General features: G+C 39.3%; 15 protein-coding genes. 9 read left to right on the top strand and 6 right to left on the bottom strand.

Features of this window, described 5'->3' with window-relative positions; translation table 11 throughout:
• Window positions 1–27 precede the first annotated feature (27 nt).
• Window positions 28–459: a tellurite resistance TerB family protein gene (locus tag Q763_RS13505; protein ID WP_035135207.1), complete on the bottom strand. Its 432-nt coding sequence runs from the start codon at window positions 457–459 to the stop codon at window positions 28–30.
• Window positions 460–624: 165 nt separating this feature from the next.
• Between Q763_RS13505 and Q763_RS13500 the strand changes: the two genes are divergently transcribed.
• The 3 genes from Q763_RS13500 to Q763_RS13490 are packed head-to-tail and all read left to right on the top strand — an operon-like array spanning window position 625 to window position 3,318.
• Complete coding sequence (locus Q763_RS13500; protein ID WP_035135203.1) at window positions 625–1,212, top strand: HupE/UreJ family protein; 588 nt, start codon at window positions 625–627, stop codon at window positions 1,210–1,212.
• Window positions 1,213–1,268: 56 nt separating this feature from the next.
• Complete coding sequence (locus Q763_RS13495; RefSeq protein WP_035135201.1) at window positions 1,269–1,703, top strand: deoxycytidylate deaminase; 435 nt, start codon at window positions 1,269–1,271, stop codon at window positions 1,701–1,703.
• 1 nt (window position 1,704) lies between these two features.
• Window positions 1,705–3,318 carry a S41 family peptidase gene (locus Q763_RS13490; RefSeq protein ID WP_084596075.1) on the top strand — a complete coding sequence of 538 codons (1,614 nt, stop codon included), beginning with the start codon at window positions 1,705–1,707 and terminating at the stop codon, window positions 3,316–3,318.
• A 42-nt stretch (window positions 3,319–3,360) separates the two neighbouring features.
• On the opposite strand, the gene Q763_RS13485 is transcribed toward Q763_RS13490, so the two are convergent.
• The 3 genes from Q763_RS13485 to Q763_RS13475 form a co-directional block, all read right to left on the bottom strand.
• Entirely contained in the window at window positions 3,361–3,972 is a 612-nt protein-coding gene (locus tag Q763_RS13485; RefSeq protein WP_035135199.1) for an FAD-dependent oxidoreductase, read from the bottom strand.
• Window positions 3,973–3,981: 9 nt separating this feature from the next.
• Window positions 3,982–4,176, bottom strand: coding sequence for a hypothetical protein (locus Q763_RS13480; RefSeq protein ID WP_035135196.1), 195 nt, complete (start codon window positions 4,174–4,176; stop codon window positions 3,982–3,984).
• 70 nt (window positions 4,177–4,246) lie between these two features.
• On the bottom strand, window positions 4,247–4,822 hold the full coding sequence (locus Q763_RS13475) for a MarC family protein (protein ID WP_035135195.1): 576 nt from the start codon (window positions 4,820–4,822) through the stop codon (window positions 4,247–4,249).
• Window positions 4,823–4,938: 116 nt separating this feature from the next.
• Here Q763_RS13475 and Q763_RS13470 point away from each other — a divergent pair, with 116 nt between their 5' ends.
• From Q763_RS13470 to Q763_RS13450, 5 genes are all read left to right on the top strand, one after another.
• The gene (locus Q763_RS13470) at window positions 4,939–5,526 is read left to right on the top strand and encodes a DUF3109 family protein (protein WP_035135193.1); all 588 of its coding nucleotides are present in this window, start codon (window positions 4,939–4,941) and stop codon (window positions 5,524–5,526) included.
• A gap of 247 nt (window positions 5,527–5,773) precedes the next feature.
• On the top strand, window positions 5,774–6,751 hold the full coding sequence (locus Q763_RS13465; RefSeq protein ID WP_035135191.1) for a ribonucleotide-diphosphate reductase subunit beta: 978 nt from the start codon (window positions 5,774–5,776) through the stop codon (window positions 6,749–6,751).
• A 72-nt stretch (window positions 6,752–6,823) separates the two neighbouring features.
• Window positions 6,824–9,226 (top strand): ribonucleoside-diphosphate reductase subunit alpha, encoded by a 2,403-nt coding sequence (locus tag Q763_RS13460; RefSeq protein ID WP_035135189.1) that lies wholly within the window; start codon window positions 6,824–6,826, stop codon window positions 9,224–9,226.
• A gap of 83 nt (window positions 9,227–9,309) precedes the next feature.
• A complete protein-coding gene (locus Q763_RS13455; RefSeq protein WP_035135186.1) occupies window positions 9,310–9,534 on the top strand; it encodes a hypothetical protein in 225 nt (74 codons plus the stop codon).
• A 32-nt stretch (window positions 9,535–9,566) separates the two neighbouring features.
• Window positions 9,567–10,913: a deoxyguanosinetriphosphate triphosphohydrolase gene (locus Q763_RS13450; protein WP_035135215.1), complete on the top strand. Its 1,347-nt coding sequence runs from the start codon at window positions 9,567–9,569 to the stop codon at window positions 10,911–10,913.
• 7 nt (window positions 10,914–10,920) lie between these two features.
• Here the strand turns inward: Q763_RS13450 and Q763_RS13445 are convergent, their stop codons facing one another.
• Together Q763_RS13445 and Q763_RS13440 are read right to left on the bottom strand one after the other, a co-directional pair.
• On the bottom strand, window positions 10,921–11,868 hold the full coding sequence (locus tag Q763_RS13445; protein WP_035135184.1) for a DUF3078 domain-containing protein: 948 nt from the start codon (window positions 11,866–11,868) through the stop codon (window positions 10,921–10,923).
• A 47-nt stretch (window positions 11,869–11,915) separates the two neighbouring features.
• A complete protein-coding gene (locus Q763_RS13440) occupies window positions 11,916–13,685 on the bottom strand; it encodes a 1-deoxy-D-xylulose-5-phosphate synthase (RefSeq protein ID WP_035135182.1) in 1,770 nt (589 codons plus the stop codon).
• A 77-nt stretch (window positions 13,686–13,762) separates the two neighbouring features.
• Between Q763_RS13440 and Q763_RS13435 the strand changes: the two genes are divergently transcribed.
• Window positions 13,763–14,206: a nucleoside deaminase gene (locus tag Q763_RS13435; protein WP_035135180.1), complete on the top strand. Its 444-nt coding sequence runs from the start codon at window positions 13,763–13,765 to the stop codon at window positions 14,204–14,206.
• Window positions 14,207–14,217 lie beyond the last annotated feature (11 nt).

Genomic DNA, 14,217 nt, shown 5'->3' with positions numbered 1-14,217 from the left:
AAAGCCCCGATATCGGGGCTTTTTTTATTATTTATTCATGTGTTGCATTTCGTAAAGGAAAGTGTCAAGATCTACATTTAATACTAAAAGCGAAAGGGCTTTGTCTACAATGTATTTTACGTTTCCTGGAGTAAAGCCCAAGGCAAGAGCAAAACGGGTAAGAATCTCTTTTTGTTTTGGTCCCAGTATGTGATCAGCATATACCATTCTTGACAGGTCGTATAAACGCTCCAGCCTGTGTACGTGTAGGTATGGAGGGTTAATAGGATATTTTAACGGGTTTGCCATTATCTCAAGATATTCCTCTTCCGAAATTTCAAGTTGTTTGGCAAGTTTGTCAAGAAACGCTTTTTCTTCAGAACTCACGTGACCGTTTTCCATTGCTACTCTTACAATAGCCGAAAAGTGTCCTTTGTTTCTGTTCTTAAAGCCGCTATCAAATAAATCTGAAATAGACATAATTTCTATATGTTATAAATTTTCGGCAAATATAATTCTATATTTTATGTCGTGAGTAATTTTTTAAAAGTTTTTGACAATATTATGTCTTAATCGCGTTTTTTCAGTAAGGTATTTTGTAAAAATTGATGTAAGTTTACAGCTTGCAAATACTGAATCTATATTATGTCGGAATTTCAATTATACTTTCAGCAGGGGCTTTACCATGTGCTGGATATCAATGCTTATGACCACGTACTTTTTATTGTGGCCTTAACCGTTCCTTATGTTTTTAAGGACTGGAAAAACGTGTTATTGCTGGTAACGTTGTTTACCATAGGGCACAGTATGTCGCTTATACTTGCCGTGTATGATATTATATCGGTAAAATCAAGTTTGGTGGAATTTCTTATCCCGGTCACTATTTTTATAACAGCGGTTTATAATATTTTTAGGGCTAATAAATCGGGTAAAAAAGACAATGTGAACTTCCTTGCCTTTACCACCCTGTTTTTTGGCATAATACACGGTTTGGGTTTTTCAAGCTATTTCAAAATGCTTGTAGCAAACAACAGTGGAGACAAATTGGTTCCGTTAATGGAATTTGCATTGGGTATAGAGGTGGCGCAGGTAATTATAGTGCTTATCGTGCTATTACTGTCGTGGGCGGTACAAACCTTTTTACGCTTTACCCTTAGGGACTGGATACTGGTTACCTGCTCGTTTGTGGCGGGGGTAGTGGTTCCTATGATAATTCATAACCGTATCTGGTAAATAATTAGCATAATAAATTAAGTGAAAAAGCTTAAATTTGACTGTAGGCTTTGATAATGAAGGATAAAAAACTGAATAAATACGATAAGGCTTATCTAAGGATAGCCAGAGAATGGGGACAGCTGTCTTATTGCGTAAGGAAAAAAGTAGGTGCAATTATTGTAAAAGACAGAATGATAATATCTGACGGATACAATGGTACCCCATCGGGCTTTGAGAACTGCTGTGAAGATAACGAAGGCCTAACAAAATGGTATGTACTGCATGCCGAAGCAAATGCAATATTAAAAGTAGCACGTTCCACACAGTCGTGTGAGGGAGCTACGCTTTACATAACCATGTCTCCCTGTAAGGACTGTAGTAAACTAATACATCAGTCGGGCATTAAAAGAGTGGTATACCAAAGCAGTTATAAAGATAATTCGGGTATCGACTTTTTAATGAGGGCGGGCGTTGAAGTGGTGCATGTAGAGGATTTAGATACAGAGTAATATGGAAAACGGAGATAACAGACCGAAAAACAATCAGGTGAATAAAATTTACCTGCCTATCATAATTTCAGTAGCCCTGGCGGCCGGAGTGATTATGGGTAATTTTTTTAATGTATTCTCCGGAAACCAAACGTTCATTTCCAAAAGCTCCCATAAAAATAAGCTTAACAGACTTATGGATTTTATTGAGAGCGACTATGTGGATAATGTGAATACCGACTCTATTGTAGATCTTACCGTAAATAACATACTGGAAAAACTGGATCCGCATTCGGTTTATATTGCCAAAGAAGACATGAGGCAGGTAGCCCAAAGTATGAAAGGGGATTTTGTGGGTATAGGGGTTAACTTCTATATGTATAAAGACTCTGTTGCCATTATTAAGCCGGTGCCTCAGGGGCCGTCTGATAAGGCGGGTATAAAGGCTGGAGACCGTATATTGTTTGCAGGTAACGATCAGCTTTACGGCAGAAAACTGCCTAACGATAGCCTTTTCTCTAAACTTAAGGGAGAGGAAGGTTCGTCTATAGAACTTACTGTTTATCGAAAAACAGAAGGTAAGCAGTTTAAAGTAAATGTGGTTAGGGATATAATACCCATAAAAAGTGTGGATGCGGCAGTATTATTGGACAATAAAACCGGCTACATAAAAATTAACCGTTTTGCCGAAACTACTTATGAGGAGTTCCATAAGGCGCTACTTGATTTAAAGAGTCAGGGGGCAGAGTCGCTTATGATTGACTTAAGGGATAACGGCGGTGGCTATCTTGAAATGGCGGTTGATATAGCCGATGATCTTTTGCAGGATGATTTGGTAATAGTAAAAACAAAAAACAAAAGGGATCGAGAAGATATTACCTATTCTACCGATAAGGGAGATTTTGAAAAAGGTAAATTGTATTTGCTTATAAACGAAAACAGTGCATCGGCAAGTGAAATATTAGCAGGAGCTATTCAGGATAACGACAGGGGGACTATTGTAGGTCGCCGGTCGTTTGGTAAAGGGCTTGTACAGCGTGAAATGCCTTTAGGGGACGGTTCGGCAGTACGATTAACTGTTGCCCGTTATTATACTCCGTCAGGCAGATCTATACAGCGTAGTTATGCGCACGGGGGTGATGAGTATTTTAATGATTTTTCTAAGCGTTATGAAAGTGGAGAGCTTTATGCTGCCGATAGTATTAAAATAGCTGATACTTTAAAATATAAAACCCTTAAAGGTCGTACTGTTTATGGAGGAGGAGGTATAATTCCTGATTTGTTTGTGCCTATGGAAGGTAAACATGGTGATGAGGGAGTGAGTATGATAATGCAGTCGGGCTTTGTAAGTTACTTTGTTTTTGAAGAACTGGACAAACAGAGGAAAGAGTTTGAAAGTCTTAATGAGAAAGAAGTTGCCGATAAGGTTTTGAATACCGATAAGTATTATGCCGACTTTGCAAAATACCTGTCTGATAACGGACTGATATTTGATTTAGCTAAGCACAAACATAGAGTTAAGTTTTATATCGCTGCAGAATTTGTAAAGCAGCTGGTAAACGATACAGCCTATTATAAAATGGTATTGAGGGAAGATAATATGATAAAAGCCGTACTGGCTGATGAGAAAAAATAATTCCCGGCCATACGGCTTTTAATCTGTTGAAATTACCTGTTATTATTTTACCCGTGTGCTGTCGTGATGCTGCGACGGGATTCCGTTATTCCATAATGTAAGGATATCTGTACCTACAGATGCGCCACTTCCGGCAGCGATGGAAAGCTGGCTTCTCCATCCGGCAAGAGTTCCCGCTGCATAAATGCCTTCGGTTACTAAATGATCATCGTTTTTAAGCTGTATCCTGTTCTTTTCAGGCATCGCTTTTTTATGTGGTATAACATATTCCGTAAGGCCTTCAATAGCAAAAGTATTAGCCGACCCTATTGCAACCACTATAATTTTTGTGTTATAGGTATTTTTGTTTGTAGTAACTGTAAAGTTTCCGGCTTCGCCTTCCACTTTAATAACCTTTTCTTTTTCAATTTGCTCTACATCAGGGTAGGCGTTATGCAGGTGTTCAAGGCTTTCTTCCATGATGTCCTTACCTAGTTTTCCCTGTGGTATTCCGTAAGCGTTGTTGAATAATGCATCCTGTAATGCTGATGCTTTCTGGTGTGTAAATATTCCTATTTTTTTGCTCTGTGCATAAGGCTTGTTTAGGGCAGAGCCCAATATAAGTGCACAGGATACCCCGGATACCCCTCCGCCAATAATTAAAACGTCAAACATGCTTTTTCCTTATCTTGTTTTTTCTTCAATACTTTTAGCCATCTTAAATATAAGAAGGATGCAAACGGCGCATAGCGATGCTACAATCCCAATTAGGGCTATAAGACTGTTGCCTTCAAGAAGATTATTGAAATCAAGTAAGGTGATGTTAAATATAATTATGGCAACTGCAATTGCCAGTAGTGTGTAAATTAAAATTTTCATTCTATTAAATCTTAAATAGTTACAACCTGATTTAATTAAAACTTAGGTTGTGAATGTAATAAATATATAACTAAGCGAATAATCCTTTAACATTAGCGGCAAATAATTTAACAGCTATCGCTAAAAGTATCACTCCAAAAATCTTACGGATAACACTAAGCCCGTTCTCTCCCAAAAGCCTTTCTATTTTGGCAGAGGCTTTTAGTACTATATATACTACCAGTATATTGATAACGATGGCTATAATGATGTTTATTTTTTCATATTCTGCTCGCAGGGACAATATAGTGGTCATAGTACCTGCTCCGGCAATTAGGGGGAAAGCAATAGGTACAATAGAAGCTGTATTGGGGTTATCTTCCTTGTAAAGGCGAATACCTAATATCATTTCCAGCGCCAGGAAGAACAGTACAAACGAACCGGCTACGGCAAACGAGCTGGCATCTATACCTATAAGTTTAAGAATTTCTTCTCCCACAAAAAGAAAGGCAATCATTATTATGGCAGCAACCAGGGCGGCTTTTTCCGACTGTATGTGTCCTACTTTATTACGAAGGTCTACTATAATAGGCACACTGCCTATAATGTCTATAACCGCAAAAAGCACCATGCTTATGGTGAAGATTTCTTTCCAGTCAAATCCCATTTTCGTTTGTTTTTAAGAATTAACAAAAGTATTAATAATATAGAGATATATAGTTAAAATTTTTCAAGTGCCGTTTTGGGTGATTAACACAGCTAAACTTTGACTATCTTTGCGGCATGTTTCAACTGGGTAAAACAATAGTGTCTGAGGACATTTTAGAAAAAGAATTTGTGTGCAATTTAACGGCATGCAAGGGAGCTTGTTGTGTAGACGGAGATGCAGGTGCTCCATTAAGTGAAGAGGAAACAAAGATACTGGAGGAAATTTATCCGAAGGTTAAGCCTTTTTTAAGAAAAGAAGGTGTTGAAGCTATAGAGGCTCAGGGGGTGTGTGTAACCGGTACTGACGGTGACCTGGAAACCCCACTTATAGATAATAAAGATTGTGCCTACGTTATTTTTGACGGTGATACTGCACTTTGCGGTATTGAGCAGGCATACAACGAAGGGATTGTAAGCTGGAAAAAACCGGTTTCATGTCATTTATACCCTGTTCGTGTAAAAGATTTTACAGAGTTTGCGGCAGTTAACTACGACCGCTGGGATATATGTAATCCGGCCTGTGCTTTAGGTAAGGAGCTTGAGGTTCCGGTTTACAAATTTGTAAAAGAAGCACTGGTAAGAAGGTTTGGTGCCGATTGGTATGCCGAACTTGAAAAGGTGGCAGAGGATTTAAAGGATGACCCATCTCCAAGAAGGCGTTAAAATGCTTTAAAAACCCCCGTCAATTGCGGGAAAACCGTAAAATAATCCGTAAATTTATTTTTATGCAATATGTTCGCAATCAATACATTGCGAATGTGTTTTTTATTGTCTGTTAAAATTGGGGTTGTTAAAAACTATCCCCGATTGTGAATAAGTTTGCCTTTCATTTATTGATACAAATGCCAATCTTTGTATTACCGCTTTACCAAAAAAATCATTTTTATAATACCATAAAAGTCAAAAAGATATGTCTGCAGTAGAACCAATTTTACAAGAAAACAAGAATCGATTTGTAATTTTTCCGATAAAGCACCACGATATTTGGGATTGGTACAAGAAAATGGAGGCTAGTTTCTGGACGGCAGAAGAGATTGATTTACATCAGGATCTTACCGATTGGAATACTAAGCTTAATGATGATGAAAAATACTTTATAAAGCACATATTAGCATTCTTTGCGGCTTCTGATGGTATTGTTAACGAAAATCTTGCTGAAAACTTTGTCAACGAGGTTCAGTATGCAGAAGCGAAGTTTTTCTACGGTTTCCAAATCATGATGGAAAATATTCACAGTGAAACCTATTCTCTTCTTATTGATACCTATGTAAAGGATGATGCAGAGAAAAATCAACTTTTTCACGCCATTGAAGTATTCCCTGCTATTAAGAAAAAAGCAGAGTGGGCGCTTAAATGGATAGAGTCTGATTCGTTTGCAGAAAGACTTATTGCGTTTGCTGCTGTAGAGGGTATTTTCTTCTCAGGGGCGTTCTGTTCTATCTTCTGGCTTAAAAAACGTGGTTTAATGCCGGGATTAACTTTCTCTAACGAGCTTATCTCGAGAGACGAAGGTGTGCACTGTGACTTTGCGGTTCACCTGCACAATAATCACCTTGTAAACAAGGTTTCTAAAGAAAGAATTAAAGAAATCATTATAGATGCGTTAACTATAGAGAGAGAGTTTATTACCGAGTCACTTCCTGTAAGTCTTATCGGGATGAACGCTACCTTAATGACGCAATATCTTGAGTTTGTTACCGACAGGCTTTTAGTAGAGCTTGGTTGTGAAAAACAATTCAACTCAGGTAATCCGTTTGATTTTATGGACATGATTTCACTTCAGGGTAAAACGAACTTCTTTGAGAAAAGGGTTTCTGAATATCAGAAAGCCGGTGTAATTAATAAAGATACCGATTCTCAGAAAATTAGTTTTGACGCTGACTTTTAATAAAAATATACCCCAACTAACTGAAACGGGCGTCGGGTACGCTCAGTTTATTAACCCCTAAATTGTTGCCTTATGTATGTAGTAAAAAGAGATGGCCGCAGAGAGCCGGTAATGTTTGACAAGATCACGGACAGAATAAGGATATTATGCTACGAGCTTAATGAATTAGTCGATCCGGTAAAGGTAGCTATGCGTGTTATCGAAGGTTTATATGATGGTGTAAACACATCTGAACTGGATAACCTGGCAGCTGAAACTGCTGCTTCGATGACCACCACGCATCCTGATTATGCTCAGCTAGCAGCGCGTATTGCAGTGTCTAACCTGCATAAAAACACCAAAAAGTCGTTCTCGGAAACGATGCACGATATGTATAACTATGTTAACCCAAGAACCGGTCAGGCTTCCCCACTTCTGTCAGACGAGGTTTATGAGGTAATCATGGCAAATGCTGAGGTTTTAGATTCAACCATTATTTATAACAGGGATTTTAACTACGATTATTTTGGGTTTAAAACCCTTGAGCGTTCTTACCTGCTTAAAATAAACGGTAAGATTGTAGAGAGACCGCAACACATGCTTATGAGGGTGTCTATTGGTATTCATATAGATGATATCGAGGCAGCTATTGAGACGTATGAACTTATGTCTAAAAAGTTCTTTACGCATGCAACTCCTACATTATTTAACTCTGGTACACCAAAACCGCAAATGTCTTCATGCTTCCTGTTAACCATGCGTGATGACAGTATTGACGGTATTTATGATACATTAAAGCAAACTGCTAAGATATCGCAGTCTGCAGGAGGTATTGGTCTTTCTATTCACAATGTAAGAGCTACAGGTTCCTACATTCGTGGTACAAACGGTACTTCAAACGGTATTGTACCTATGCTTCGCGTGTTTAACGACACTGCCCGTTATGTAGATCAGGGTGGTGGTAAGCGTAAAGGTAGCTTTGCTGTATATATTGAAACATGGCATGCTGATATTTTTGACTTCCTTGATCTTAAAAAGAATCATGGTAAGGAAGAGATGCGTGCAAGGGATTTATTCTATGCCATGTGGACGTCTGACCTTTTCATGAAACGTGTTGAGGAAGATGCTAAATGGACGTTAATGTGTCCTAATGAATGCCCAGGACTTTATGATGTGTATGGTGAAGAGTTTGAGAAAATGTACGAATCATACGAAGCTGCCGGTAAAGGAAGAAAAACAATCAAAGCGCGTGAGCTTTGGGAAAAAATACTTGAATCTCAAATTGAGACAGGTACGCCATACATGCTTTACAAAGATGCGGCTAACAGAAAGTCAAACCAGAAAAACCTGGGTACTATCCGTTCTTCAAACCTTTGTACAGAGATTATGGAGTACACTGCTGCCGATGAGGTTGCGGTTTGTAACCTTGCTTCTATATCATTACCAATGTTTGTGGAAGACGGTAAATTTAACCACGATTACCTGTATGATGTAACTAAACGTGTAACGCGTAACCTTAACAAGGTAATTGACAGGAACTACTACCCGGTACCTGAGGCAGAAAACTCTAACATGCGCCACCGTCCGGTAGGACTGGGTGTACAGGGGCTTGCAGATGCTTTCATCATGATGCGTATGCCGTTTACAAGTGATGAGGCTAAGAAAGCAAACCAGGAGATTTTTGAAACCATTTACTTTGCAGCGGTAACTGCTTCTATGGAAATGGCGAAAGAAGAAGGACCATACTCAACTTTTGAAGGTTCTCCAATTTCTCAGGGTGAGTTCCAGTACAACCTTTGGGGCTTAAAAGATGAAGAACTAAGCGGTCGTTGGGACTGGGCTTCTTTAAGAAAAGAAGTTATGGAGCACGGTGTGAGAAACTCACTGTTAATGGCACCAATGCCTACAGCTTCAACTTCTCAGATATTAGGAAACAACGAAGCATTTGAACCTTACACTTCTAACATTTATACCAGAAGGGTACTTTCGGGTGAGTTTATCGTAGTAAACAAACACCTTCTTGAAGACCTTGTGAAACTGGGTATATGGAACGAAGAACTTAAGCAGGAGCTTATGAGGGCTAACGGTTCTATCCAGCATATTGACATTATTCCTCAGGATATAAAAGACCTTTATAAAACGGTTTGGGAAATGAGTATGAAAGACATCATTGATATGTCCCGCCAAAGAGGTTACTTTATTGACCAGTCGCAGTCACTTAACCTGTTTATGGAAAATGCAACGTTTTCAAAGCTTACATCAATGCACTTCTATGCATGGAAGAGCGGACTTAAAACAGGTATGTACTACTTAAGAACTAAGAGTGCTGTTGATGCTATTAAGTTTACCCTTAATAACGAGAAAAAAGCAGAACCTGTTGCAGCTGTAGCTAATGCTTCGGGCGAGTCAGAAGCAATGTCGGTTACAGAGTTTCAGGCAATGATTGAACGTTCCCGTAATGCTGAACCGGACGATTGTGAAATGTGCGGATCGTAATTGATGGTAAAACATAAATAACAAATCAGGTAAGGAGCAGTAATGCTCCTTATTTGGTTAAATATAATTTTAAACTAAAACATATGTCAAAAGACAAAAAGGATATTTATACCGGAATCATTGAGAAAGACGAAGAAGGGAACTTTTTTTGTGGAGAGTATCTGTTAGATTATAAACGTGTAACTGCCGAATTTAAACTGGGTGATAAAGTAAATATCAGGTCGGTTATTGAGAATCCAAGCGATAAGAGCTACGACAAGTATCCTAAAAAGTCGAAGGATTTCTTTTTGTTTAATAATAAAAAATAAGGGGCAATCCCTCATTAGTTATGGCTACAATGATGCAGTGGGAACAGTTACTGTCGCTTAAAAGGCAGGGTGATACAAGCAAGCGCCTCCGCAGGGAGCAGGATGATACCCGTTTGGGTTTTGAGGTAGATTATGACCGTATAATATTCTCATCGGCTTTTAGGAGCCTGCAGGATAAAACACAGGTTATACCGCTTTCCAAAACCGATTTTGTGCACACTAGGCTTACCCATAGTCTTGAGGTTTCGGTTGTGGGGCGTTCTTTGGGAAGGCTTGTAGGTAAAAAAATTATCGAAAAACATCCGTATCTTCAGGATACACACGGTTACCAAATGAATGATTTTGGGGCAATTGTGGCTGCTGCTGCACTGGCTCACGATATAGGTAACCCTCCGTTTGGACACTCGGGTGAAAAAGCAATAGGAGAGTATTTTAAAACCGGTAAGGGTCAGCAATATAAAAGTGACCTTACCGATAAGGAATGGCAGGACCTGATAGATTTTGAAGGTAATGCAAATGGTTTTAACCTGCTTTCGGCTTCAAGACCGGGTATTGAGGGCGGACTGCGTATTTCCTACGCTACGCTGGGAGCATTTATGAAGTACCCAAAGGAGTCGCTGCCTAAAAAACCTACAGCTAATATAGCCGATAAGAAATATGGTTTCTTTCAAACCGATAAAGACTTTTTTCAGGATGTAGCAAAAGAGCTTGGACTTATCCCGAATAAAACAGGGAATGATATAGGTTTTGAGCGCCATCCGCTTGCTTACCTTGTAGAGGCCGCCGATGATATTTGTTATACCATTATTGATTTTGAAGACGGTATTAACCTTGGACTTATACCTGAAGAATTTGCACTGGAGTATCTTATCAAACTGGTAAAAGGCAGTATTGATGTGGCTAAATACAATACGCTCGTGACTAAAGAAGACAGGATAAGTTATCTGCGTGCCTTGGCGATTAGCAGCCTGATTAATGATGCTGTTAATGTATTTATAGAAAATGAGGAGAAAATACTTAAGGGCGAATATCCTTATGCTTTAACCGATCAGGGTAAGTACACAGCACAAATGAAGGATATCATTGATCTTAGTATTAAAAACATTTATCAGAGCCGTGAGGTGGTAGAGAAGGAAATAATTGGCTATCGTATTATTAATACACTGCTGGATACCTTCTGTACAGCCTATAACAATAAGTTTGACGGCACGGAAAGCAACTATGATAAGTTGGTTTTAAAAATGCTGCCTGAAAGGTTCATTACAGATAAAATGAACCTGTATGACAGGCTGCTTCATATATGCCACTTTGTATCTACATTAACAGACGGTAAGGCATTGTTGTTATATAATACCATTACCGGAAATACAAAAGCCTAAAAGTGATTTAAAAAGTATAGCTAAGGCCGACGCCAAGCATTTGCTTTAGCTGTATTTTTGGTCCTGCGGTTACTACTTCGCCCTCTACCTCTTTGGTAGATTTTATGTCGTTATCATAAATAAGCTGTGTGCCTATATTGGCTTTTACATATTCATTTACGGTCATGTCCAGCTGAAGCTGCCAGTCAACATCGATATTTCCGAATTTATTAATGTAATCAGAATAAAGGGATATACGCTGATCCATCATGATGTTTTTAAATATCTGCCTTTTTAGCTGAGCTGTTACAAGTGTACCTACTTCGGTACGTGAGTTTTTACCAGATTTTATAAGGTTGCCTAACTCGTCATAAATTGCTTTGTCCACACCAAAAGCTCCTTTGTTGGCAAGGGTTTGGTTGAGTACTAAAGTTGTTTTGTTAGTAAGTGGCGACATGTACACGGTAAGCCCCAAATCTTTTCGTTTGTATTCAGAACCAATACCAAGAAATATATAGGCGGGTGAAAACGGGCCGGATATTTCATCGTCGGTATTAGGATAGGCATAACCGTTAGCAAACTGTGTGTTAAAATTAAACTTGGCGCTGTAATACCAGTTGGAAATAGTATCTTTCCTATAGCCAAAAGTAGAGGTTAACTGAATTTTATCTTCTGTTTTACGCACTTCCTGCCCTTCCTGGCTGTTCAGGCCATAACGAAGTATAAGCTCATTTGCCCAGTTTACATTTTTCTTAGTGTAGTTTCGGTCAAATTCACCTTTAATAACCCCCGAAATAGCATTGTTACCACCTACACTCCAGTTGATAAAAGCTACCTGATTAATGTCCAGTCCTACTTTATTGGAGTTTTCCCAATGACTTATGCTGTCGGGTAAAGTCGTGGTTATGATAACTTGTGAAAATGCTTTGGTGCTTATAATAATAAATAATAATGCAAGAAAGGCTTTTATTCTCATTTTACTAATCGGTGTATTAAATAGATGCGATGCAAAAGTCGGTATTTTTAATAAGCTGAAAAAATATCTTTTAAGCTTTTAACGTCAATGCCGCAGTATTGTTGTAAACGGTTTATACTTCCATGTTCAATAAATTCATCCGGAACGCCTAATGTAATAATTTTATTACAATAATTATGTTTGGCAGCAAAATCGGACACAATGCTTCCAAATCCTCCAATTATTGTGCCGTCTTCTATGGTAATAACCGTTTTATATGCAGAAAATATTTTGTGTAATGCTCCTTCATCTATTGGCTTTATATAACCAAAGTGATAGTGTGAAAACAAAGCTGAATTGTTTATTTCTCCAAGTGCTTTAGTTACATTGTTACCTATAGCTCCTGTAGATACTATAACTACTTCACTGCCTTGTTGCAGTTGTTTTGCTTTGCCGAAAGGAATACTTTCAAAAGGTAATTGCCAGTTTGTGCTTTCACCACGGCCACGCGGGTAACGAATGGCTATAGGTCGCTCTATGCCAAGTTGTGCTGTGTAAAGTATATTGCGTAATTCTTTTTCGTTAAGCGGAGCAAAAATATCAAGGTTAGGGATGCAGTTAAGGTAGGCGATGTCGAAAACCCCGTGGTGGGTTGCCCCGTCTTCCCCAACTAATCCTGCCCTGTCCAGGCAAAAAATTACCGGTAGGTTTTGCAGTGCCACATCGTGTATTACCTGGTCATATGCCCTTTGCAGGAAAGTAGAATAAATGTTGCAGTACACCGTCATGCCCTGTGTGGCCATACCGGCGGCAAGCGTTACAGCATGTTGTTCGGCAATGCCTACATCAATAGCCCTTTTTGGGAAAGCTTCCATCATAAACTTCATGGAACTACCCGATGGCATAGCGGGGGTAATGCCTATTATCTTTCCGTTTTTCTCTGCCAGTTCGGTAAGGGTAAGCCCGAACACATCCTGATATTTAGGAGGTAGGTTTTCATCGGTAACCTTTAGGATTTCTCCTGTAACCTTGTCAAATTTTCCCGGAGCATGGTATTTCACCTGATCCTCTTCGGCTTTTTTAAGGCCTTTGCCTTTTGTAGTTATAATATGAAGGAAACGAGGTCCTTTTTTGTTTTTAAGGCGTTGCAGCTCTTTGGTAAGTGCTGGCAGGTCGTGCCCGTCTATAGGTCCTGAATAGTCAAAATTCAGGGATTTTATCATATTGTTCAGGCGCGGGTTCTTTCCTTCCTTAACCTGTGTAAGGTAGTGTTTTAATGCTCCTACGCTCGGGTCTATGCCTATGGCATTGTCGTTTAGTATAACCAGTAGGTTGGCATCGGTTACCCCGGCATGATTAAGTCCTTCAAATGCCATGCCCGATGCAATGGAAGCATCGCCAATCACGGCTATATGGTTTTTATCGGTGTCATCTTTAAGTTGCGAGGCAATAGCCATACCCAGTGCCGCCGATATGGAGGTGGAGGAGTGACCTACCCCAAAGGTATCATATTCGCTTTCGCTTCTTTTCGGGAATCCACTAATACCACCAAACTGCCTGTTGGTGTCAAAATTATCCCTGCGTCCGGTAAGTATTTTGTGTCCGTATGCCTGATGTCCTACGTCCCATACCAGTAAATCTTCAGGTGTATTAAAAATATAATGTAATGCAATGGTAAGTTCTACCACACCAAGGCTTGCACCAAGGTGACCTTCTTTAACCGAAACCACATCAATAATAAAATCACGTAATTCCTGTGCCAGCTCAGGTAGCTGTTCGGGGGTCAGTTTTCTTAAATCTGAGGGGGTTTGGATATGTGAGAGTAAATTGCCTGACATTATAGGTTTTGAAAGGACAAATTTACAATATAGTTTCCTATTTTTGAATGGCAATACAAAACAATTAGGCAGCCCTGATGACAGAAGATATTTTTACCGACGAGTATTTTATGAAAAAAGCACTTAACGAGGCGCATGAAGCTTTTGATAAGGGCGAAATACCGGTAGGTGCTGTTATAGTGGTGGATAACAGGGTTATTGCCAGAACTCACAATCTTACCGAATTGCTTACAGATGTAACAGCACATGCCGAAATGCAGGCCATAACATCGGCAGCAAATTTTTTAGGCGGTAAATATCTTACAGGATGTACATTGTATGTAACGCTCGAACCCTGCCAGATGTGTGCCGGGGCGTTGTACTGGAGCCAAATATCAAAAGTGGTATATGGTGCCGATGATACCCACAGGGGGTATAAGGTAATGGGGGCAAAACTACACCCCAAAACACAGGTGGTAACCGGAGTTATGGCTGAAGAATGTTCGGTTTTGATGAAAGAATTCTTCAAAAAAAGACGTTAATTTCATTTTTA

Origin of the sequence: Flavobacterium beibuense F44-8, assembly GCF_000769915.1 — a bacterium.
Classification (GTDB): Bacteria; Bacteroidota; Bacteroidia; order Flavobacteriales; family Flavobacteriaceae; genus Flavobacterium; species Flavobacterium beibuense.
Note: the sequence above shows the minus strand (reverse complement) of the source record. Positions and strands in the feature narration are given on the sequence as shown.

Excerpts from the sequence above, each read along its gene's own strand:
- Q763_RS13440 (WP_035135182.1), bottom strand. The coding sequence starts at position 13,685 with ATGTCAGGCAATTTACTCTCACATATCCAAACCCCCTCAGATTTAAGA.
- Q763_RS13495 (WP_035135201.1), top strand. The coding sequence starts at position 1,269 with ATGAAGGATAAAAAACTGAATAAATACGATAAGGCTTATCTAAGGATA.
- Q763_RS13455 (WP_035135186.1), top strand. The coding sequence starts at position 9,310 with ATGTCAAAAGACAAAAAGGATATTTATACCGGAATCATTGAGAAAGAC.
- Q763_RS13460 (WP_035135189.1), top strand. The coding sequence starts at position 6,824 with ATGTATGTAGTAAAAAGAGATGGCCGCAGAGAGCCGGTAATGTTTGAC.
- Q763_RS13465 (WP_035135191.1), top strand. The coding sequence starts at position 5,774 with ATGTCTGCAGTAGAACCAATTTTACAAGAAAACAAGAATCGATTTGTA.
- Q763_RS13450 (WP_035135215.1), top strand. The coding sequence starts at position 9,567 with ATGCAGTGGGAACAGTTACTGTCGCTTAAAAGGCAGGGTGATACAAGC.
- Q763_RS13475 (WP_035135195.1), bottom strand. The coding sequence starts at position 4,822 with ATGGGATTTGACTGGAAAGAAATCTTCACCATAAGCATGGTGCTTTTT.
- Q763_RS13490 (WP_084596075.1), top strand. The coding sequence starts at position 1,705 with ATGGAAAACGGAGATAACAGACCGAAAAACAATCAGGTGAATAAAATT.
- Q763_RS13485 (WP_035135199.1), bottom strand. The coding sequence starts at position 3,972 with ATGTTTGACGTTTTAATTATTGGCGGAGGGGTATCCGGGGTATCCTGT.
- Q763_RS13480 (WP_035135196.1), bottom strand. The coding sequence starts at position 4,176 with ATGAAAATTTTAATTTACACACTACTGGCAATTGCAGTTGCCATAATT.
- Q763_RS13435 (WP_035135180.1), top strand. The coding sequence starts at position 13,763 with ATGACAGAAGATATTTTTACCGACGAGTATTTTATGAAAAAAGCACTT.
- Q763_RS13505 (WP_035135207.1), bottom strand. The coding sequence starts at position 459 with ATGTCTATTTCAGATTTATTTGATAGCGGCTTTAAGAACAGAAACAAA.
- Q763_RS13470 (WP_035135193.1), top strand. The coding sequence starts at position 4,939 with ATGTTTCAACTGGGTAAAACAATAGTGTCTGAGGACATTTTAGAAAAA.
- Q763_RS13445 (WP_035135184.1), bottom strand. The coding sequence starts at position 11,868 with ATGAGAATAAAAGCCTTTCTTGCATTATTATTTATTATTATAAGCACC.
- Q763_RS13500 (WP_035135203.1), top strand. The coding sequence starts at position 625 with ATGTCGGAATTTCAATTATACTTTCAGCAGGGGCTTTACCATGTGCTG.